The 19,596-nt window shown below is 59.8% G+C and carries 16 protein-coding genes and 1 tRNA gene; 8 read left to right on the top strand and 9 right to left on the bottom strand.

What is annotated here, in order from left to right:
• Positions 1–22: 22 nt before the first annotated feature.
• From VVR12_RS10430 to dnaA, 9 genes are all read right to left on the bottom strand, one after another.
• On the bottom strand, positions 23–139 hold the full coding sequence (locus VVR12_RS10430; RefSeq protein ID WP_368551217.1) for a DLW-39 family protein: 117 nt from the start codon (positions 137–139) through the stop codon (positions 23–25).
• A 21-nt stretch (positions 140–160) separates the two neighbouring features.
• Positions 161–234: transfer RNA gene (locus VVR12_RS10425), tRNA-Ile, on the bottom strand.
• Positions 235–356: 122 nt separating this feature from the next.
• Positions 357–824: a DUF3566 domain-containing protein gene (locus tag VVR12_RS10420; protein WP_409349904.1), complete on the bottom strand. Its 468-nt coding sequence runs from the start codon at positions 822–824 to the stop codon at positions 357–359.
• Positions 824–3,511 carry a DNA gyrase subunit A gene (gene gyrA, locus VVR12_RS10415; protein ID WP_368551215.1) on the bottom strand — a complete coding sequence of 896 codons (2,688 nt, stop codon included), beginning with the start codon at positions 3,509–3,511 and terminating at the stop codon, positions 824–826. The genes VVR12_RS10420 and gyrA overlap by 1 nt, the downstream gene beginning before the upstream one ends.
• Positions 3,512–3,590: 79 nt before the next feature.
• On the bottom strand, positions 3,591–5,621 hold the full coding sequence (gyrB, locus tag VVR12_RS10410; RefSeq protein ID WP_368551213.1) for a DNA topoisomerase (ATP-hydrolyzing) subunit B: 2,031 nt from the start codon (positions 5,619–5,621) through the stop codon (positions 3,591–3,593).
• A 232-nt stretch (positions 5,622–5,853) separates the two neighbouring features.
• Entirely contained in the window at positions 5,854–6,459 is a 606-nt protein-coding gene (locus tag VVR12_RS10405) for a DUF721 domain-containing protein (RefSeq protein WP_368551212.1), read from the bottom strand.
• Positions 6,460–6,470: 11 nt separating this feature from the next.
• On the bottom strand, positions 6,471–7,631 hold the full coding sequence (gene recF, locus VVR12_RS10400) for a DNA replication/repair protein RecF (protein ID WP_368551210.1): 1,161 nt from the start codon (positions 7,629–7,631) through the stop codon (positions 6,471–6,473).
• A gap of 60 nt (positions 7,632–7,691) precedes the next feature.
• The gene (gene dnaN / locus VVR12_RS10395; protein ID WP_368551208.1) at positions 7,692–8,819 is read right to left on the bottom strand and encodes a DNA polymerase III subunit beta; all 1,128 of its coding nucleotides are present in this window, start codon (positions 8,817–8,819) and stop codon (positions 7,692–7,694) included.
• Between the two features lie 469 nt (positions 8,820–9,288).
• On the bottom strand, positions 9,289–10,995 hold the full coding sequence (dnaA, locus tag VVR12_RS10390; RefSeq protein ID WP_368551207.1) for a chromosomal replication initiator protein DnaA: 1,707 nt from the start codon (positions 10,993–10,995) through the stop codon (positions 9,289–9,291).
• A 507-nt stretch (positions 10,996–11,502) separates the two neighbouring features.
• On the opposite strand from dnaA, the gene rpmH reads away from it, so the two are divergent.
• The 8 genes from rpmH (at position 11,503) to VVR12_RS10350 (ending at position 18,265) form a co-directional block, all read left to right on the top strand.
• Entirely contained in the window at positions 11,503–11,640 is a 138-nt protein-coding gene (gene rpmH, locus VVR12_RS10385; RefSeq protein WP_083147179.1) for a 50S ribosomal protein L34, read from the top strand.
• A gap of 61 nt (positions 11,641–11,701) precedes the next feature.
• Positions 11,702–12,115 (top strand): ribonuclease P protein component, encoded by a 414-nt coding sequence (gene rnpA, locus VVR12_RS10380; RefSeq protein WP_368551205.1) that lies wholly within the window; start codon positions 11,702–11,704, stop codon positions 12,113–12,115.
• 4 nt (positions 12,116–12,119) lie between these two features.
• Positions 12,120–12,509, top strand: a complete 390-nt coding sequence (gene yidD / locus VVR12_RS10375) for a membrane protein insertion efficiency factor YidD (protein WP_368551204.1) — start codon at positions 12,120–12,122, stop codon at positions 12,507–12,509.
• Positions 12,510–12,562: 53 nt separating this feature from the next.
• A complete protein-coding gene (gene yidC / locus VVR12_RS10370) occupies positions 12,563–13,528 on the top strand; it encodes a membrane protein insertase YidC (RefSeq protein ID WP_368551202.1) in 966 nt (321 codons plus the stop codon).
• A gap of 26 nt (positions 13,529–13,554) precedes the next feature.
• Entirely contained in the window at positions 13,555–14,070 is a 516-nt protein-coding gene (locus VVR12_RS10365; RefSeq protein WP_368551200.1) for a protein jag, read from the top strand.
• Between the two features lie 24 nt (positions 14,071–14,094).
• Positions 14,095–14,724, top strand: coding sequence for a 16S rRNA (guanine(527)-N(7))-methyltransferase RsmG (gene rsmG / locus VVR12_RS10360; RefSeq protein WP_368551222.1), 630 nt, complete (start codon positions 14,095–14,097; stop codon positions 14,722–14,724).
• Positions 14,725–15,674: 950 nt separating this feature from the next.
• Positions 15,675–16,523, top strand: a complete 849-nt coding sequence (locus VVR12_RS10355) for a ParA family protein (RefSeq protein ID WP_368551220.1) — start codon at positions 15,675–15,677, stop codon at positions 16,521–16,523.
• 209 nt (positions 16,524–16,732) lie between these two features.
• Positions 16,733–18,265, top strand: a complete 1,533-nt coding sequence (locus tag VVR12_RS10350; RefSeq protein ID WP_368551198.1) for a ParB/RepB/Spo0J family partition protein — start codon at positions 16,733–16,735, stop codon at positions 18,263–18,265.
• The last annotated feature ends 1,331 nt before the right edge of the window (positions 18,266–19,596 follow it).

The raw sequence follows: 19,596 nt of genomic DNA, 5'->3' as shown, positions 1-19,596 counted from the left end.
TCGGCGAACTCTCTATTGAATTCTAGATCGAGTCTGTCGACTCGCTCCAAGAGTTCTTCGACTCTTGGTTCTCCTGAATCTTACGAGCCGCAACGAAGCTTGCCGCCGTAGCTATAACAACCACGAAAACCTTCTTCATGAAACTCCTTCAATCAGGAAGTGGGCGTACCAGGAATTGAACCTGGGACCTCTACATTATCAGTGTAGCGCTCTAACCGTCTGAGCTATACGCCCTCACCGACCCCTCAGGGCCGAGATAAAACTCTACACGAGACCACCGATCTTTCCAAATCGGAATGCGGTAATCCGCGTCACAGTCTTATCCGGCCCCGCAACGAGGGGCGGAAAAGTATCTTTTAGTCGTCGGTCAACGTCACGCCAATGCCACCCACGAGCTTCGCGGCCACGTTGTACAGCATCGCGCAGATCACGCCCAACAGGGTAAAGAGCACCACGTTGATCACCGAGATGATCGTCGTGTAGAGCGCCACCTGACCCAGCGAGAGGAACTCCGAGATATCGATCTGGTTACCGGTGGTACCCAGCATCGTCAGCATGTCGTTGATTCCCTGGAAAGCGCCCGTGGCCTGCATGACCAGCCACAGCACCACAGAAGCCACCACGAACACGATGCCCGCAGCAACCGAAAGCAGGAAGATCAGCTTGGCGACCGAGAAGGTATCGACCTTCGCCACCACCAAGCGCGCGCGACGCACTTTCGAGCGCGGTGCCGGACGCACGAGCGGCTTGTTACCACGCGTGGTTCCGGGGCGCGGTGCCACACGCGGGCTCGGCTTGCGTGCGTTAGTGCCGGTTCTGCTCACTAGTTACCTCCGTGTGCATTCTGGTCAGTGGAGTCTTCCGTTGCGATCTCCTGCTGATCCTGACCATTTTCTAACGGTACTTCATTTTCCGCCGCTTGTTGGTCTTGTGCGACCTCTTTTTCATCCGTCGCGCCAGCGGAGGTCGCGCCCTCTTCCAAGCCCTTTTCTAGGTCTCGGTCTTGGTTGCGGGCGACCCCGACGATCTGGTCGTTCTTCGCCGGCTTGGCGAAGATCACGCCCATGGTGTCGCGTCCCTTGGCGGGGACCTCACCCACGGACGTCCGCACCACCTTACCGGACTGCATGACGACCAGCACCTCGTCGTCCTCTTCTACGATGAGGCCACCGACCAGGTTGCCGCGGTCCTCGGCGAGCTTAGCAACCTTGATACCCAGGCCGCCACGTCCCTGCACGCGGTATTCCTCGACCTTGGTGCGCTTGGCGTAGCCACCCTCGGTCACCACGAACACGTAGGAATCGTCGGTCACAACGTTCATCGAGAGCAGTTCGTCGTCTTCGCGGAACTTCATACCAGTCACGCCGGAGGTCGCGCGGCCCATCGGACGCAGCGCCTCGTCGGAGGCCGTGAAACGCAGGGACTGGCCCTTGCGCGAGATCAGCATGAGGTCATCCTCGGCCGAAGCCAAACGCGCCGAGACTAGCTCGTCACCGTCGCGCAGGTTGATCGCGATCACACCGGAGGTGCGGTTGGTGTCGTAGTCAGACAGCTTCGACTTCTTGACCAGGCCGTTCTTCGTAGCCAACACCAGGTAGGGAGCGTCTTCGTACGACTTCAGCTCCATCACCTTGGCGATGGTCTCGTCGGGCTGGAACGCCAACAGGTTCGCTACGTGCTGGCCCTTGGCGTCGCGACCGGCCTCCATCAACTCGTATGCCTTGGTGCGGTAGACCCGGCCCAGGTTGGTGAAGAACAAAATCCAGTTGTGGGTGGTGGTCACGAAGAACTGCTCAACCACGTCGTCGCCACGGAGCGAGGCACCCTTAATGCCCTTGCCACCGCGGTGCTGCGAACGGTACTGATCGCTACGGGTGCGCTTGACGTAGCCACCGCGCGTGATGGTCACGACCATTTCCTCTTCGGGGATCAGGTCTTCCATCGACATGTCGCCGTCGTAACCCATCAGGATCTTGGTGCGGCGATCGTCTCCGTAGCGGTTGACGATGTCGCCCAGCTCCTCCGAGATGATCTCGCGCTGACGATCCTCCGAAGCGATGATCTCGTTGTACTCGGCGATCAGACGCATCAGCTCGTCGTGGCGATCCTGGATCTTCTGACGCTCCAAGGCGGCCAGACGGCGCAGCTGCATGTTGAGGATGGCCTGTGCCTGCTCCTCGTCGATATCCAGCAGGTCCATCAACCCTGTGCGTGCCTCGTCCACCGTGGGAGAGCGGCGGATAAGGGCGATGACCTCGTCGAGGGCATCCAGAGCCTTGAGCAAACCGCGCAGGATGTGCGCCTCGGCCTCCGCCTGACGCAGGCGGTAACGGGTGCGCCGGACGATGACTTCCATCTGGTGATTGACCCAGTGACGGATGAACGCATCCAGCGAGAGCGTGCGCGGAACACCGTCCACGATCGCCAGCATATTCGCCGAGAAGTTCTCTTGCAGCTGGGTGTGCTTGTAGAGGTTATTCAGCACCACCTTCGCCACTGCATCGCGCTTGAGCACGATCACCAGGCGCTGACCGGTACGGCCCGAGGTTTCGTCGCGCAGATCCGCGATACCCGAGAGCTTGCCGTCCTTGACCAGCTCGGCGATCTTGATCGCCAGGTTGTCGGGGTTGGCCTGGTAGGGGAGTTCGGTGACCACCAGGCAGGTGCGACCCTGGATTTCCTCCACGTTGACCACCGCGCGCATGGTGATCGACCCGCGGCCGGTGCGATAGGCGTCCTCAATGCCCTTGTGGCCGAGGATGGTTGCACCGGTGGGGAAGTCGGGGCCCTTGATGCGCTGCATGAGCGCCTCGAGGAGCTCCTCGTCGGTGGCGCCGGGGTTCTTCAGGAACCACTCGACGCCGTCGGCGACCTCGCGCAGGTTGTGCGGCGGGATGTTGGTGGCCATACCCACGGCGATACCCGAGGAGCCGTTGATCAGCAGGTTGGGGATGCGCGAGGGCAGGACGGTCGGCTCTTGGTTCTTGCCGTCGTAGTTGTCTTGGAAGTCCACGGTGTCTTCGTGGATGTCGCGCACCATTTCCAGCGCAATCGGCGCCATCTTGGTCTCGGTGTAACGCGGGGCAGCGGCACCGTCGTTACCGGGAGAACCGAAGTTACCCTGACCCAGCGCCAGCGGGTAGCGCATGGTCCACTTCTGGATCAGGCGCACCAGAGTGTCGTAGATGGCCGAGTCGCCGTGCGGGTGGTACTGACCCATGACCTCGCCCACCACGCGAGCGCACTTGTTGAAAGAGCGGTCGGGGCGGTAGCCGCCGTCGTACATGGCGTAGATGACGCGGCGGTGCACGGGCTTGAGGCCGTCACGGACGTCTGGCAAGGCACGACCGATGATGACGGCCATCGCGTAGTCCAGGTAGGAGCGCTCCATCTCGGAGCGCAGGTCTACGCGGTTGACGCGGCCACCGGGCGCCACCGCAGATTCCAGCGCGCTACCGACAACCTCGCCCGGTACGGGCTGATCTGCTTCATTCTGTTGCTCATCGCTCATAAGAGGATTCCGTTTCTTTCTTCACCCTTGATATATATGCATTGAGCGCTATATAGCGCATGAGTCATGGGGTAAACCCCTAAATATCAAGGAATCGAATGTCTTTAGCGTTCTGCTGGATGAATTCACGGCGGGACTCGACGTCCTCACCCATAAGTACGGAGAAGACCTGGTCGGCGGCGGCAGCGTCGTCCATGGTGACCTGCAGCAGGGTGCGGGTCTCCGGGTTCATGGTGGTGTCCCACAGCTCGGTGTAGTCCATCTCGCCCAGACCCTTGTAACGCTGAATGCCGTTGTCCTTCGGGATGCGCTGGTTGTTCGCCAGACCGCGAGCCAAGACCTCGTCGCGCTCGGCGTCGGAGTAGACGTAGTCGTGCGGCGCGTTCGACCACTTGAGGCGGTACAGCGGCGGCTGAGCCAAGTACACGTAACCGGCCTCGATCAGCGGGCGCATGAAGCGGAAGAGCAGCGTCAACAGAAGGGTAGTGATGTGCTGACCGTCGACGTCCGCATCGGCCATCAAAACGACCTTGTGGTAGCGAGCCTTCTCGATATCGAAGTCGTCCCCAATACCCGAACCGAAGGCGGTGATCATCGCCTGAATCTCGGCGTTCGACAGGGCACGGTCGAGGCGAGCGCGCTCCACATTGAGGATCTTTCCGCGTAGCGGCAGGATCGCCTGGGTCTTCGGGTCGCGGCCCTGCACGGCCGAACCACCCGCGGAGTCACCCTCCACCAGGTAGATCTCGGAGATCGAGGGATCCTTCGACGAGCAGTCCTTGAGCTTACCCGGCATCGAACCGGTCTCCAGGAGCCCCTTGCGTCGAGTGGTCTCGCGCGCCTTGCGAGCGGCGATACGAGCCGAGGCCGCGGTGATCGCGCGGCGCACGATTTCCTTCGCCACCTGGGGATTACGCTCGAGCCAATCGCCCAGCTGATCGGTCATGATGCGCTGCACGAACGCCTTCGCCTCGGAGTTACCGAGCTTGGTCTTGGTCTGACCTTCGAACTGCGGCTCACCGAGCTTGACCGAAACCACCGCGGTGAGGCCCTCGCGGACGTCCTCACCGGTGAGGTTGTCGTCTTTCTCCCGCAGCAACTTGTTCTCGCGCGCATAGCGGTTGACCAGCGAAGTCAGCGCGGTGCGGAAGCCCTCTTCGTGGGTGCCGCCCTCATGGGTGTTGATGGTGTTCGCGTAGGTATGCACCGACTCTTTGTAGGCGGAAGTCCACTGCATCGCGACCTCGAGGCTCATCACGCGCTCGGTATCTTCGGCCTCGAACGCGATGATCTCGTCGTTGACCACGTCGAGCTTCTTCGAGGTGTTCAAGAACTTCACATAGTCCAGCAGGCCGTTTTCGTAGACGTAGGTGACGGTCTTGAAGCCGGCCTCGTTAGCACCGACCTGGTTGATCGTCGACTTCTTCGCCTCGGAATCCTCACCAGCAACCTGATCACCTTCGTGCATCTCGCGCTCGTCGGTCAGCGAGATGGTCAGCCCCTTGTTGAGGAACGCCATCTGCTGGAAACGGGCGCGCAGGGTCTCAAAATCGAACTCGACGGTCTCGAAGATCTCCGGATCGGGCCAGAAGGTCTGGGTGGTTCCGGTTTCGTCGGTAGCCTCACCCTTGGTCAGCGGCTGCTGAGTCACACCGCCGTTGGCAAAGGAGATATCCCAGGCGTACCCCTGACGACGCACCTGAGTCTCCACCTTGGTGGAGAGCGCGTTGACCACGGAGATACCCACACCGTGCAGACCGCCAGACACCGCGTATCCGCCACCGCCGAACTTACCACCGGCGTGCAGGATGGTCATGACGACCTCGACGGTGGGCTTGTGCTCGGTGGGGTGCTCGTCGACAGGGATGCCGCGTCCGTTATCGCTCACACGGACGGCGCCGTCTTCAAGGATGGTCACCTCGATATGGTCTGCGTAACCGGCCAGGGCTTCGTCGACCGAGTTATCGACTACCTCATAGACCAGGTGGTGCAGACCGCGTTCGGTGGTCGAACCGATATACATGCCCGGACGCTTGCGAACGGCTTCGAGCCCTTCGAGCACCGTAATGTCGGAGGCACCATATTCGTGGGGTGTTTCTTCAGTTGCCACAGTTAATTAGGCTCCTTGAGATGAGGATCAAAACGCCCCTAGCGGGCGCGTTTCATAGTTATCCCCAATTCTACCGCGATTCGGGCCACAAAACCCACTGATTATGCGTTCTGCGCACGGGTTATCACAGCCCAACCATGCACCAAAGGCCCGAGAAGGTGGTTTTTAGCGGTTCAGCACCCCCGGCTGTGGGTTCCCTCGGAACCCGCCTTCACCCCGGCAGAGCCGAAATTTATCCATAGGTGTCCCGCGGGCCGCGTCCACCGGGGGCGCGCAGCTTGCCGCGCTTCCAGCTGGGGGCGTTCGGCCCACGCACCACCAGCTGCGTGACCACCCCGTCACCGAGCTCGCGCGCGAACATCGCCAGGATCTCCCCGCGCATGAGCTTGATCTGGGTGGCCCAGGCGGTGCTGTCGCAGCGGATGGTCACCGTCGAGTCTTCGTACCCCTCCGGGTGGGCGTGCTGGGCCAGGCCGGGACCCATGAGGTCCTCCCAGCGAGCCAAGACCGAGGAGACGGCCACAGGTTCTTTCCAGCCACGGTGGGCGATCATCGAGTCGACGATGCCGCCCAGCGAGTGCGGGTCTCGCGCCGAACGTCCAGGGCCGGTGTACCCGCCGAGGACGCGGGTGTCATAGGCGCCGTCGTAGGTGCGGCGGGTGCGCTTCTCACCGCGGGCGCGCGTCATTTCTGAGCTGAAACCGCGCAGGATCTTCTTCGCGGCGTTTCCGGTCAGCCGCCCTTCACCGCGTTGGGCAGCGGCCAGACGGAGTCGGTTGAGCAACGCAGCCGGGGCGTCGATCACGTCTTCGTCGCGGTGGGGATCATATTCCTGCATGAATATATTCCTTATTCCGCATACTCGGTGTGACCGGGGCTGACTCGCACCATCGCAGGCTTTCCCAGCTCCTCGGGGATATCCGTGGCCACCGCACAGGTCACCAACACCTGCTCGGCGTCTGCCACGATGGCCCCGAGTCTGTGCCGTCGCGTGGCGTCCAATTCGGCGAAGACATCGTCGAGGATCAAGATCGGGGAGGCACCGGGCGAGTCATCTTCGCTGACGTGCACGTACCACGAGCCCAACCGCAACGCCAGAGCCAGGGACCAGGTCTCGCCGTGGGAAGCGAACCCGCGGGCTGGGATCCCGCCCAGATGCCACACGATCTCGTCGCGATGGGGACCCACCAAGGTCACACCGCGATCGATCTCCTCGTCTTGTTTCGCCTCAAAACCGGCCTGCATGGCAGCCACGAAATCCCGGTGTTCCATGAGCGCTGCCTTATCTAACACCTGCGCGGTGATATCGGGAAAGATCGTCGACTCGTACACCATCGAGACGTCTTTAGAACCGTCCGTCAGCTCGCCATAGGCTCGTTGAATCTGTGGCAAGACCCTGGCTAGAACACGCAGGCGAGCCTGCATGAGGTGCGCGCCAGCGTTCGCCAGCTGATCGTTCCAGACCCGCAAAGTATTGAGCTCGTCTTCACCGGCCCGGCCGCGACGCATCGACTTCAACAACGAATTCCGTTGCCGCAGAACCCGTTCATAATCGGCCCGGTACCCGGCCACGGCGGGTCGCAACGAGACCGCTAAATCATCGAGAAAGCGGCGCCGATAGGCCGGCTCACCTTTGATGAGTTGCAGATCTTCGGGAGAAAACACCACGGTGGCGACGATACCCAGCGCCTCGCGGGCACGCACCGGGGCCGCACGGTTAATGCGAACTCGGTTGCTTTTACCCGGCGCAATTTCGAACTCGGTAATGGTCTGTTGCGTGTGACGTACCACCCGGGTGCGGATGAAGGCACGCGAGGCCCCCACACGCACCAGCGGGGCGTCATTGCTCACCCGATGTGAACCGAGGTTGGCCGTGTAATCGATGGCCTCCACGATGTTGGTCTTGCCAACGCCATTGGAGCCGAGAAAAACCGTGGGCCCCGGGTTCAGCGGAAGGTTCAGCAGCTGGTAGGTGCGGAAGTCCATCAACGAGAGATGGTCGATGTACACGCGGACCTTTCCCCTCGGCATACCCCGTGCAGCAAAGTGCCCACGGGGATTACTGCGAGGTTACTGATTCGGCAGGCGAACCGGCATAAGCAGGTAACGGTAGTCCTTGGAGTCTTCCTCCATCGGATCCTTCTGCCCGGAGATCACCGCGGGCTTCGGGGGAGTGGTGAAGGAGAACCGTACGAACTCGGTGCCGAAGGTGTTCAACCCCTCGGAGAGGTATACGGGGTTGAAGGCAACCGTGATGTCGTCGCCTTCTAGCTGCGCGTGCAGGGTTTCGGACGCCTGGGCGTCCTCACCGGTGCCCGCATCGAGAGTGACCTGCCCCTGGGTGAAGGCCAGACGCACGGGGGTGTTACGTTCTGCCACCAACGAGACGCGGCGGACGGCCTCGAGCAGATCGGAGGTGCGGACGATCGCGTGAATCGGAGTGGATTCGGGGAAGAGCGCGCGGATCTTCGGGTATTCACCGTCCACCAGCAGGGAGGTGGTGCGGCGATTCTCTGATTCGAAACCTATCAGTTCGTGAGCATCGGAGAGCGCGATGTCTAGCTGACCGGCGCCACCGAGGGTCTTGGCAACTTCGGTGATGGTCTTTGCCTTCACGAGGGCGGCGGTTGAGATGTCGGCCTCGGTGGGGTTCCACTTCAGCTCGCGCATGGCCAGGCGGTAGCGGTCGGTGGCGAGCAGGGTAATGGTGTCGCCCTCGATTTCCATTCGCACACCGGTGAGGATCGGGAGGGTGTCGTCCTTGGACGCCGCCACCGCCACCTGCGTGACGGCACGGGCGAACTCTGAACCTTCGACGGTTCCGGAGACCGCAGGCAGACCCGGAAGGTCGGGGTAGTCGCCCACGGGCATCGTGGAGAGGTTGAAGTTGGCGGCTCCGCAGTTCAGGTGCAGCTTGGAGTCGTTGGTTTCTACGACGACGTCGGCTTGCTTCGGCAGTGAACGGCAGATCTCTGCCAAGAGTCGACCGGAGACGAGGGTGGTTCCTTCTTCGGAGATATCGGCTGAGACGTGCAACTTAGCTGAGGTCTCGTAGTCGAAGCTGGCGATGGTTACTTCGCCGGCTTCTGCCTTAATCAGCAGACCCGAGAGAACGGGTACCGGAGGGCGCGGTGAGAGTGAGCGGGCAGTCCAGCTGACTGCGTCAGTGAGTGCTTCGCGATCGATAGTGAATTTCACCGGGACTCCTCGTGAGAAAGCTTGGGGTGCCCACGCGTTAAATGTGCGCGCGACGGTGGGCAGTACTCAGCCTCTAACTCTACCGGATAGCCCAGAGAGAGCCGATCACTTTTGTAATTACCAAAATCTTCTCGTATCGGCCATGGGCGAGGGAGAAAATTTGTAATTACAGCTCCCCGAACATCCATCCGAGCCGAGCGGGGCAGGGAAAATGTTATTTGGTCTTTTTTCTTTTAAAGGGAGTAGTGTTAATAACGCGTGTGGATCGTGTGGAAATCCCGCTACTTCCCAGTATTTGCAAGGATCTTGCCTGTTGAAAAAATGTGGTCAACGACAGGCGATGCTGTGAGGCTTAAGTGGATGAATATTTATGCGCATAACGATCTCCACACCATTCGCATAACTATGCACTTAACATCCACACTTTAAGATATCCACAGCACAGGTTATCCACAGGCCCGTTTCGGCCCTATTTTTGAGTCCGCTGCTCCTGCTTGATCCGGTTCGTGAGCTCCGTGACCTGGTTAAACACCTGGTGACGCTCGCTCATCAGCTTGCGGATCTTACGATCGGCGTGAATCACCGTGGTGTGGTCGCGACCGCCGAACTCCTGACCGATACGCGGTAGCGACATATCTGTCAGCTCGCGCAGCAGGTACATGGCGATCTGACGCGCTGCCACCAGCGTCCTATTGCGTGACTTTGACTGTAGGTCTTCGATCGTCACGTCGTAATACTCGGCGGTGGCCGCCAACACCTGCGCGGCCGTGATCTCCTGGGCGCCGTCGTCCATGATGAGGTCCTTGAGCACCTGCTCCGCCAACGGCCGATCGACCTTCTGCTTGTTCAACGAGGCGAAGGCGTTGACGCGAATCAGTGCGCCCTCCAACTCGCGAATATTGGTGGTGATGTGCGAGGCGATGTACTCCATGACGTCATCGGGAACCTCGAGCGACTCGTTCTGCGCCTTCTTCCGCAGAATCGCGATGCGGGTTTCCAGTTCCGGCGGCTGCACGTCGGTAATCAAGCCCCACTCGAAGCGCGAACGCATCCGCTCCGCGAAACCGGTCAGCAGCTTCGGCGGCATATCGGAGGTGATGACCACCTGCTTTTGGTGATTGTGCAGGGCGTTGAAGGTATGGAAGAACTCCTCCTGCGTGTGCTCCTTACCCGCCAAGAACTGGATGTCGTCGATCAGCAGCATGTCCACGTTGCGGTAGATCTGCTTGAACGAGGAGCCTTCGTCGTCGCGGATCGAGTTGATGAAGTCGTTGGTGAACTCCTCGGAATTCACGTAGCGCACGCGGATCCCGGGGTAAAGGTGCTGGGCGTAGTGTCCGATCGCGTGCAAGAGGTGGGTCTTGCCCAACCCCGAGTCTCCATAGATAAACAGCGGGTTGTAAGCGCTGGCTGGGGTCTCGGAGACGGCGAAAGCCGCCGCGTGCGCGAAGCGGTTCGACTGCCCGATCACGAAGGTATCGAAGGTATATTTCGGGTTCAACCGCGCCGAAGATTCCCACATAGGCTCGCCGTTTTCTGCCGCGGTGGCGTGGTGGGCGGACGCCTGGTTCGACTGCGCGGCGGGGGCTGAGCCGTCCGCTCCGGGTTCGGGAGTGAGGGCGGGATCCTGCGCGAAGGTGGGACTGGACTGGCCTAGTTCCGCCTCGAGATCGCGCAACGAGGGCACGGAGCTTTCGCCCTGTGAACCACCCTCGGATTCGTCCTCGGTGCGGGGGCGTTCCTGCCGGGTGGCATCGGGAACCTGCGAGGCCAGCGAATGCGGTGCGGTTGCCTCGGGTAGCACCGGTTTGTCTGCGGCAAACGGCCCGTTGCCGGACTCTTCGCGGGGGCGCTCTTCGACCGCAGGGGCCGGGGGAGTGGACGCCGGGGTGTGCTTGGGTGCCGACGTAGCCAGACCGGTATCGATCACGATCGCCTCGGAGGTGCCCTCACCGAAAGCCGCCCCCAGCGCTTCTTTGAGCTGGGCATTAATAGTGGTCTGGAAGACCTCGCGAGTTTTCTCGTTGGGCACCGCGATCAGCAGAACATTGCCCATATGTGCTTGCGGTTCGGCGAGGCTGACGAAACCACCCCAGCGAGGGCTGACACTGTTGCGTAGCAGAGACATCATGTGGTTCCAGCGAACCATGATTTCTTCGTTGAGGGACTCTCCCATGATGCTCCTCGAGGGGTTGGTGGCAAATGAGTTTAAGATTTTAGCCGGTCTGAGCCGGTTAACCCCAGCTTATCCACAAGGTTTATACACAGCGTGGAAAACTTGTGATTTAAGCGGGGGAAATCGTGGGGGAGGCGTGTGGAGTTTAAATCGCACACACCCCTACAACCCTTGTAATTCTTGTAATTTCAAGCTGTTGATGAGTTAAACCTACCACCTGTGGATAAACTGTCGATATTCAGGGGACATTTAACAAAATCCACAGTGGTGCACAAGTACTTGTGCACCGGTTGTGACCAAACACCCACCGGGTTCGCGCTTGACCCGCGCCGCTTAAGCCCATAGAGTTTTTTAGTCGTATGTGTGCGCACCCGTGCACCCTTCCACGCCCGCCATGCCGGGCAAGAAGCGGAAATCGAGCGTCCACAGTCCATAGATCAAGCGTCAACCTGTTTCTAAACATTGGTGAAGGGTTGCGCCCCACAACCAAACGTTTTGGAGTAACACATGAGCAAGCGGACCTTTCAGCCGAATAACCGCCGTCGCGCCAAGAAGCACGGCTTCCGTCTTCGTATGCGCACCCGTGCCGGTCGCGCGATTCTCTCGAACCGCCGTTCCAAGCGCCGCGCTTCCCTCTCGGCATAAATAATCTCCTTCCCTTCTCGGCTCGCTCCGCAGTGAGCGGCCGAATCCGAAAGGAGTGCATGTGCTGGCTCAACAGCACCGGATGCGGACTCACGTCCAATTCTCAGAAACTACACGTTCCGGTGTCCGCTCAGGACGCCGGAACTTAGTTCTATATGCGGTCAAAACACCTCCGCGCCCCACCCTGGTCGGCTTCATCGTCTCCAAGGCGGTGGGTAACGCGGTGACCCGCAACAAAACCAAGCGACGCCTGCGCGAGATCGCGGCGGCAACCGTCGCCCAGCGTCCTGAAGGGTACTCGTTCGTGGTGCGCGCCCTTCCCGCCTCCGCCGGCGCGAGTTTCGCCCAGTTACGCAAAGACTATGAGTCCGCAGAGCGGGCGGTTCTTGCTAAACTTGCACCGCAAACATCTTCATCGGCAGTAGCAGATAGCCCCGAGGCTGCCGAACCCCAGACCCCGCGAGAGGAGTCGTAACCCTATGGGCGCACACTCCTCACATCAGCCGGATCCCAACGACGAATTGTTGGCGCGGGCGCCCCACGAATTTCTGCATCCCAGCACCGTTGGCGAGGCGATCTGGACGCTCCCACAGAACGCGCTGATCGCCTTCATGAAGGTCTACCGCGCGCTCATCTCCCCGCTCTATGGGCAGGTCTGCCGGTATTTTCCCAGCTGTTCCGCCTACGCCCTCGAGGCCTTCACCGTGCACGGCGCCATCAAGGGGCTCTCCCTCACGGTGCGCCGCCTGCTACGGTGCCATCCGTGGGCAACCGGCGGGATCGACGACGTCCCACCCGGCCCCCGGACGTTCGCACCGGGATCCGAACCCAAGATTTTGTTATTGAACCATCCGCGCGTGCACTCCTAAACCCTCCGCACGCCCCACGATAAACGCGCTTCTCGCAAGCCAAGGAGAACTCTATGGATGTCATTCTCTGGCCCTTCAAGTGGATCGTCTCGGCGATTCTCTGGGCCTTCCACTCCGTCTTCACCGCCCTCGGCATGGATCCGGCCTCGGGCCTGACCTGGGTGCTGGCCATCATCGGCCTGACCCTGGTGATGCGAACCGTCACCATCCCGCTCTTCGTCAAGCAGATCAAATCCATGCGCGGCATGCAGGAACTGCAGCCGGAAATGGCCAAGCTGCAGGCCAAGTACAAGGGTAAGAAAGATCAGCTTTCCCGCCAGGCCATGGCACAGGAGCAGATGGAGCTCTACCGCCGCACCGGCGCTAACCCGCTGGCCTCCTGCCTGCCGATCCTCGTGCAGATGCCGATCTTTTTCGGCCTGTTCGATGTGCTCCGCAACGTGCCGAACGCAGCCGGTAGAGGTGAGGGCATTCTCGTGCTCACCCCCGAGCTGGTCAAGCAGTTCAACAGCTCCTACATCTTTAACCAGGTGCCGCTGTTCTCCACCATGCTCAAGCCCGGCGACGGCAACCACGCCATGACCGTGGCCGTGGCCGCCCTGCTGGTGATCCTGATGTCGGCGTCCATGTTCTACTCGCAGAAGCAGCTCGGTGCGAAGAACATGTCGGACGCGGCCAAAGAGTCGCCGATCTACCGCCAGCAGCAGATCATGCTCTACCTTTTCCCGATCATCTTCTTGATCTCCGGTATCAACTTCCCGATCGGTGTGCTCATCTACTGGACCATCTCGAACTTCTGGTCGGTCGGCCAGCAGTACTGGGTTATCCGCAACAACCCCACCCCCGGTTCGCAGGCGGAGCGCGAGCTCAACGAGCGCCGCGCCGCTAAGGGTCTTCCCCCGGTCGGCAAGACCAAGGAACAGCACGAGGCGGAACAAGAAGCCATGCGTGAGCGCGCCAACCGCGGTCAGCGCGTGCAACCCGTGGGCAAGAAGCGCTCCAAGAAGAAGAACAAGTAACTTTTACCTCAGGAGAAACCACCACCGTGTCTGAGACAACCGAAAACTACGAGGTAGAAGACGACCTCACGGCCCTCGAAGAAGAAGGCGACATCGCCGCCGACTACCTCGAGGAATTGCTCGATATCGCCGACCTCGATGGCGACATCGACATCGAGGTGCGCAACGGCCGCACCTACCTGTCGGTCATTACCGACGACGAAGAGAACGAGGATCTGCAGGCCCTGGTAGGACGCCGCGGCGAGGTTCTCGACGCCCTGCAGGAACTGGTACGCCTGGCCGTGCTCTCGGAGACCGGCAACCGCTCCCGCCTGATCCTCGACATCGCCAACCACCGTGCGAACCGCATCAAGCGCCTGGCCGCCCTGGCCGAAGATGCCATCGCCCAGGTCAAGGAGACCGGCGAGGACTACCACCTCGAACCGCTGGGCGCCTACGAGCGCAAGCTGGTGCACGACCTGGTGGCCGAGAACGGGTTGCACAGCGAGTCTGAGGGGGAGGGCTCGTCCCGCCACATCGTTATCTCCCTGCCGGAGGACTAAACCGTGGCCGAGACTCAGACCAAACTGCCCGAGCTGACGGGTGAGGAGCGCAAGGCCGCCGAGGCCGTCTTCGGCGCTCGCCTGCCGCTGGCGCAACGCTACGTGGAACACCTGGCCACCTCCGGTATCGAGCGCGGCCTCATCGGCCCGCGCGAGGTACCGCGCCTGTGGGCCCGGCACGTGCTCAACTGCGCGGTGGTGCAGGAATACATCGCTGAGGGCGCCTCTGTGGCCGATGTGGGCTCCGGAGCGGGCCTGCCGGGCCTCTGCCTCGCCATCGCCCGCCCCGACCTCTCTCTGACGCTCATAGAGCCGCTGGAGCGTCGCGTGATCTGGCTGAATGAGGTCGTGGACGATCTGGGCCTGGAGAACGTGACGGTGTTGCGCTCGCGTGCCGAGCAGGCCGTGGGTGAGGTAGACGCCGATTACGTGACCGCCCGTGCTGTCTCGGCGCTGGTGGGGCTACTCGATATCACCCTGCCCATTCTGCGCGGACGCGGCGAGTTGCTAGCGATTAAGGGCCGCTCGGCGGCCGAGGAGATCACCAAGGCACGTAAGAAGCTCAACAAGTACGGCGCCCGCGAGGTGGACATTCTCACCGCCGGAGAGTCGTTGCTGGCCGAGCCGACGACGGTGGTGCAGGTGCGTCTCTAATCGCGCTGTAAACGCCCCTGTGGCTGCGCCGGTTCTCGAGAGTGCTGGGGCTGTAGCAGGGCCTTGACCAAAGAAATTTCCCCGCTCATTGATACTAGTGAGCGGGGAAATTTTTGTATTCATAGGTTTTTGTCAGGGTCTTTAAACAATTTCCTAAGGCCAATGCGGTTAGATGTATATCAGATGGTTCAAGAGAGCAGGGCGTAGCGGAGAAAAGCTACAGACAGACTCCTTGAAGCAATCTGAATGTGTGTGAGAGAAAGATGTGAATCTTCCTCAAAGAGGTTCCTAATCCTCTAATGTGTGTGTGATGAGAACGAACCCCCGTGCCAGTGCGGCACGGGGGTTCGTTTGTTGTGCGTGGGGGAGGGGAGCGAGAGCGCTGGGGTGGCGTGGAGGTCTCTTGGGGGAAAGCGTGGAGTTCTCTTATTGGATAGCGTTTTGGGATCTTGATTCCCGGGGAGGCTAAGACTCGACCACACTGAGGCTTTCTGCTGGCATCGGTGGGTCACGCTCCACCTTTCGTGGATTTGCACCCTTAAAAAGCGTTTTTAAGGGTGCAAATCCACGAAAGTTGGTTGGGGTGCACGTGGGTCTTGAAATGAAGTGTCTCTAGCAGGTGAGCGAGTACTCCGAGGGTCTTTACTCTCACGCGGTCTGTCTCTCGGGTGTAAATCAGAAAAACAACGATCAGAAGTTACCTCTAGCGTGCTCTTTCCAGTGGCGACTACTCAGCGGGTAACCTAGTCACAGCAACCTTGTACCCTCGTCCGCCCAGGAGGACACCCGTGGATTTACCCGTGAATGTGCCCGATTTCGGATTGCCCCCGGATCCGCAGGATTCGTCCATCAAGCCCGACCGGGGCGGCAATGTTTCACGTGAAACACGTGAAAAACTCGAACGTACCGTCAGCACCACACACCTCGACACTGCACTGGTGAAGGAAGTCATGAGCGAAAAGCGCAAATACCAGGACATTGAGAAGATCACCCTGGATCGCCCGGAGTCTACTCGCATATTCACCATTTCAAACCAGAAGGGTGGCGTTGGAAAGACGAGCACCGCGGTGAACCTGGCAGCCGCTCTGGCGGTGAAGGGTATGAACGTATTGGTAGTCGACAACGACCCGCAGGGCAACGCTTCCACCGCACTGAACGTGGAACACGGTACCGACATACAGAGCACCTACGACGTGCTCATCGACGATGTGCCGATGGCGGACATCGTCAAGGAATGTCCCGACGTTCCTAACCTGTGGCTCGCCCCGGCGAATATCGACCTCGCCGGGGCGGAAATCGAACTGGTCTCGATGGTTGCCCGCGAGACCCGTCTGAAGACGGCGCTAGCCGACTACGCCGCCTATCGAGAGCGTGAGGGGCTGCCCCGACTCGACTACGTCTTCATCGACTGCCCGCCGAGCCTGGGTCTGCTGACCATCAACGCCTTCTGCGCCGCCCGTGAGGTACTCATCCCGATTCAGTGCGAGTACTACGCCCTGGAGGGTCTGAGCCAGCTGCTTAAGAATATCCAGATGATCCAAAAGCACCTGAATTCGGATCTGCACATCAGCACCATTCTGATGACCATGTACGACGGTCGCACCAATCTGGCCTCGCAGGTAGCGGATGAGGTGCGAGAGCACTTCCCGAATGAGGTGCTGAATACTTTGATTCCGCGTTCGGTGCGTATCTCTGAGGCCCCCAGCTATCAGCAGACGGTCATCAGCTACGACCCGACTTCGAGCGGTTCGCTGGCCTATCTCAACGCGGCGATCGAGATTTCTCAGCGTGGAGCTTAGGCTGATAAACAACTTCATAAAGTATTTTCATTGATGGACGGCCCCTCGAAGAAGGGGCCGTCTTGTTTTTAAGTGAGGAGCGAACCAGGGGAGAGGCGCGAAAGTTTCACGTGAAACATCGCTCGGTCGGGTGCGGGGCGCATCGAGAATCGGACGCTCTCACCTACACTTGACGTAGAGAAAACTTTGCTGAGCAGATGGAGTTTATTGTGGCTGAAAAGCGACGCGGACTAGGGCGCGGTCTGGGCGCCTTGATCCCGCAGACTACCGAAGAAGCCCCGGAAACGAAGACCAAGACTCAGGAGCCGCAGAAATCCTCAGCGGACGCTGGTGAAGGCACCTCGGGTGCCGGCCGCAATAAGGCGGCAACGGGAGAGGCGAAGAGCGGTACCGAGGGGAAGTCGACTTCCTCGGCCACTCGCTCACGGACGTCCTCGGCGGGGAAGAAGACCGCGGGTAGCGCGAACTCGACTGCCCGGGGCAAAACTGCACAGTCTAAGACTTCGCAGCCTCAAGCCTCGCAGGGCGAACCTGAAGAGTCTCAATCCACCCAGGGTGAGACCGACCAGAAGAAGACTGCGGTACGTAAGACCGCGGTGGAGAAACCTGCGACTCAGGGAAAAAACGCATCTGAATCGGTCAGTGATTCGCCGGTCGACGAGCAGGCTATTGATACTCAGGCTGACAAGACGAAGAAGTCTGGCGATGCGGCCAAAACCGGCGATGTTTCACGTGAAACATCGTCTTCAACTTCTGCCGCCTCGAACGCCAAGAAACAGAATGTTTCACGTGAAACATCCACCGCCAAGGAGACTCGCAAGAAGCGGGCCGACATGGGAGTAGCCCTGCGCAACACCACCACCGCACGGCGTCCCGTGGACTTCTTCTTCGGTTCCGACGAGGACGATGGTGAGCAGCTGGTTCCCGTGCCGGGCGCAGAGTTCGCCGAGCTGAACGTCAAAGACATCCACCCGAACCGCAAGCAGCCGCGCTCCGAGTTCGACGAGCAGGACATGGAAGAGCTCGTGCACTCGATCAAAGAGATCGGCGTCTTGCAACCCATCGTGGTGCGTCCGTCTCGAGAAAAGGGTGCTGAGAAGTACGAACTGGTCATGGGCGAACGCCGTTGGCGCGCGACTCAGCGCGCCGGTCTGACGAAGATCCCGGCCATCGTTCGCGACACTCAGGACGTTGACCTGTTGCGGGACGCGTTGCTGGAAAACCTGCATCGATCGCAGCTGAATCCCATTGAAGAGGCCGCCGCATATCAGCAGCTCCTCGATGAATTCGGCACGACCCAGGAGCAGCTGGCGCAACGTATTGGACGGTCGCGTCCGCAGATCTCAAACACCCTGCGTCTGCTGAAACTGCCCGCACTGGTACAGCGTCGCGTAGCCGCCGGCGTGCTGTCTTCCGGTCATGCGAGGGCCCTGCTCGCTTTGCGCAGCCAGGCCGAGATGGAGCGTATCGCGCAGAAGACAGTCAACGAGGGACTCTCGGTGCGCTCCGTAGAGGAACTCGTAGCCGCTAGTTCGCAGACTCCTAAGAAGGAACGTAAGGCGCCTCAGCCACAGAAACATCACGAACGTTTGGACTACATTGCCGAGGCCTTCGCAGATAAGTTGGACACCGACGTGAAGATTCAGCTGGGTGCGCGCAAGGGCAAAATGACCATCGAGTTTGCATCCGTGGAGGATCTGAACCGCATCATTTCCGTCTTGGACCCGAAGATGAAGAAGTAGCGAACCGGCATTCAAGGGCCCGTCGAGCAGGTACGTTCGGCGGGCCCTTTGTCGTTTGCGTGGGAGGGTGTGCGGGGGCGTTGAGGGGATCGGAGTCGCGTGCCGTTTCACGTGAAACATGTTAGGGGTTCAGCTGGGGGTTCAAGGTTTGAGAACGTGGGCACCGCGGGACGGGTTTCAGGGGAGGCACTCGGCAACCTGCCCCGAAGGGCCGGAGATGCTGAACTAGACTAAAACGATGAATTAGACCAGAAATGCGGGCTTCCCGCGGGGTAAAAACGGCTGTGAGCGCTTCTCAGCACCTCTGAAGGGTTCGAATGCTCAATCATCCATGGTCAGCTCTAAAATCGCGGGAGACGACCGCCTAGCGGCCCGATTTTCGTCCTGAAACGTGAAATTTCTGAATTTTGGCGGTTCTGAGGCCTCTCTCGATGTTGTTGAGAAGATGTGCAGACGGTCAAGAATTTCTTCGGATGAGAAAGATGGAACTCGGTAGGAATGGTTGAAACGGGTCGAATCACCGCGTGAAATTTTTGAGTTAGAAGTTGTGAAGAACTTTGTGATGGCCCCTGGCCTCTGCGTGGTGTGGGCTGTTTTCACTGGATACCGCTGATGAAGAGAGTTGCGCGTGCTGGGTGCTGTGCACCCTGGATGCTGCGCGAGTTGAAGGCTGAGCGTTGTGAGTGCTCTGCTGGAACTGTGATCCAAGAACTCGTTGTTGTGCGCGAAGTTCTCACAAGGGAACTGAAACAAAGTAACAACGCACCCCTAGCACAGCGCTTCTTTGAGTCGCAGGAAATGCCTGGCGGGGGAGAGGGGTAGCTGGCGCAGGGTCGGGGACGTTAGTGAGCCCGGGTGGCGAGCACTCTTGAAGATAAGGCGTTGTTGAGAGACTCTGTGAATTAATTGGGGAATTGAATTTCGTGTTGGTCCATTAAATAACACTGGGGCGTTGAAAGTATATTTCAATTATTTTTTTTTGATGGATGTTGGTGGAGATTTATAAATATATCCCTTATATAGATTATCCCTGCCAGACCGTGAAAAATATGTGAGTGCATAATAGCTGAGTAATTATATTTGTGCATCACTAAAAGGAGAACGGATGTGAGCACATCTTGAGGGGAGCGCATATGTGGAGAGAGGGGGCTCTGTGGCGTGCGTTTTAGGGGTGTTGTTGAACCGATATTTCTGAGGTGGGTTCAGGAAAGAGGCTGCGATTCGGTGCGGATGAAGGTGTACTCCAAGTCGTGATCGCAGGTTGTTTTCCAAATTTCTGGTCACTGTTGACCGTGGGTAGTGGGGCAGAGTCGTCGGTTGATTTCGGGGTC

Source organism: Rothia sp. LK2588 (genome assembly GCF_040946465.1).
Taxonomy (GTDB): domain Bacteria; phylum Actinomycetota; class Actinomycetes; order Actinomycetales; family Micrococcaceae; genus Rothia.
Note: the sequence above shows the minus strand (reverse complement) of the source record. Positions and strands in the feature narration are given on the sequence as shown.

Excerpts from the sequence above, each read along its gene's own strand:
- VVR12_RS10405 (WP_368551212.1), bottom strand. The coding sequence starts at position 6,459 with ATGCAGGAATATGATCCCCACCGCGACGAAGACGTGATCGACGCCCCG.
- dnaA (WP_368551207.1), bottom strand. The coding sequence starts at position 10,995 with ATGGGAGAGTCCCTCAACGAAGAAATCATGGTTCGCTGGAACCACATG.
- VVR12_RS10430 (WP_368551217.1), bottom strand. The coding sequence starts at position 139 with ATGAAGAAGGTTTTCGTGGTTGTTATAGCTACGGCGGCAAGCTTCGTT.
- VVR12_RS10355 (WP_368551220.1), top strand. The coding sequence starts at position 15,675 with ATGAGCGAAAAGCGCAAATACCAGGACATTGAGAAGATCACCCTGGAT.
- gyrA (WP_368551215.1), bottom strand. The coding sequence starts at position 3,511 with ATGAGCGATGAGCAACAGAATGAAGCAGATCAGCCCGTACCGGGCGAG.
- rpmH (WP_083147179.1), top strand. The coding sequence starts at position 11,503 with ATGAGCAAGCGGACCTTTCAGCCGAATAACCGCCGTCGCGCCAAGAAG.
- yidD (WP_368551204.1), top strand. The coding sequence starts at position 12,120 with ATGGGCGCACACTCCTCACATCAGCCGGATCCCAACGACGAATTGTTG.
- yidC (WP_368551202.1), top strand. The coding sequence starts at position 12,563 with ATGGATGTCATTCTCTGGCCCTTCAAGTGGATCGTCTCGGCGATTCTC.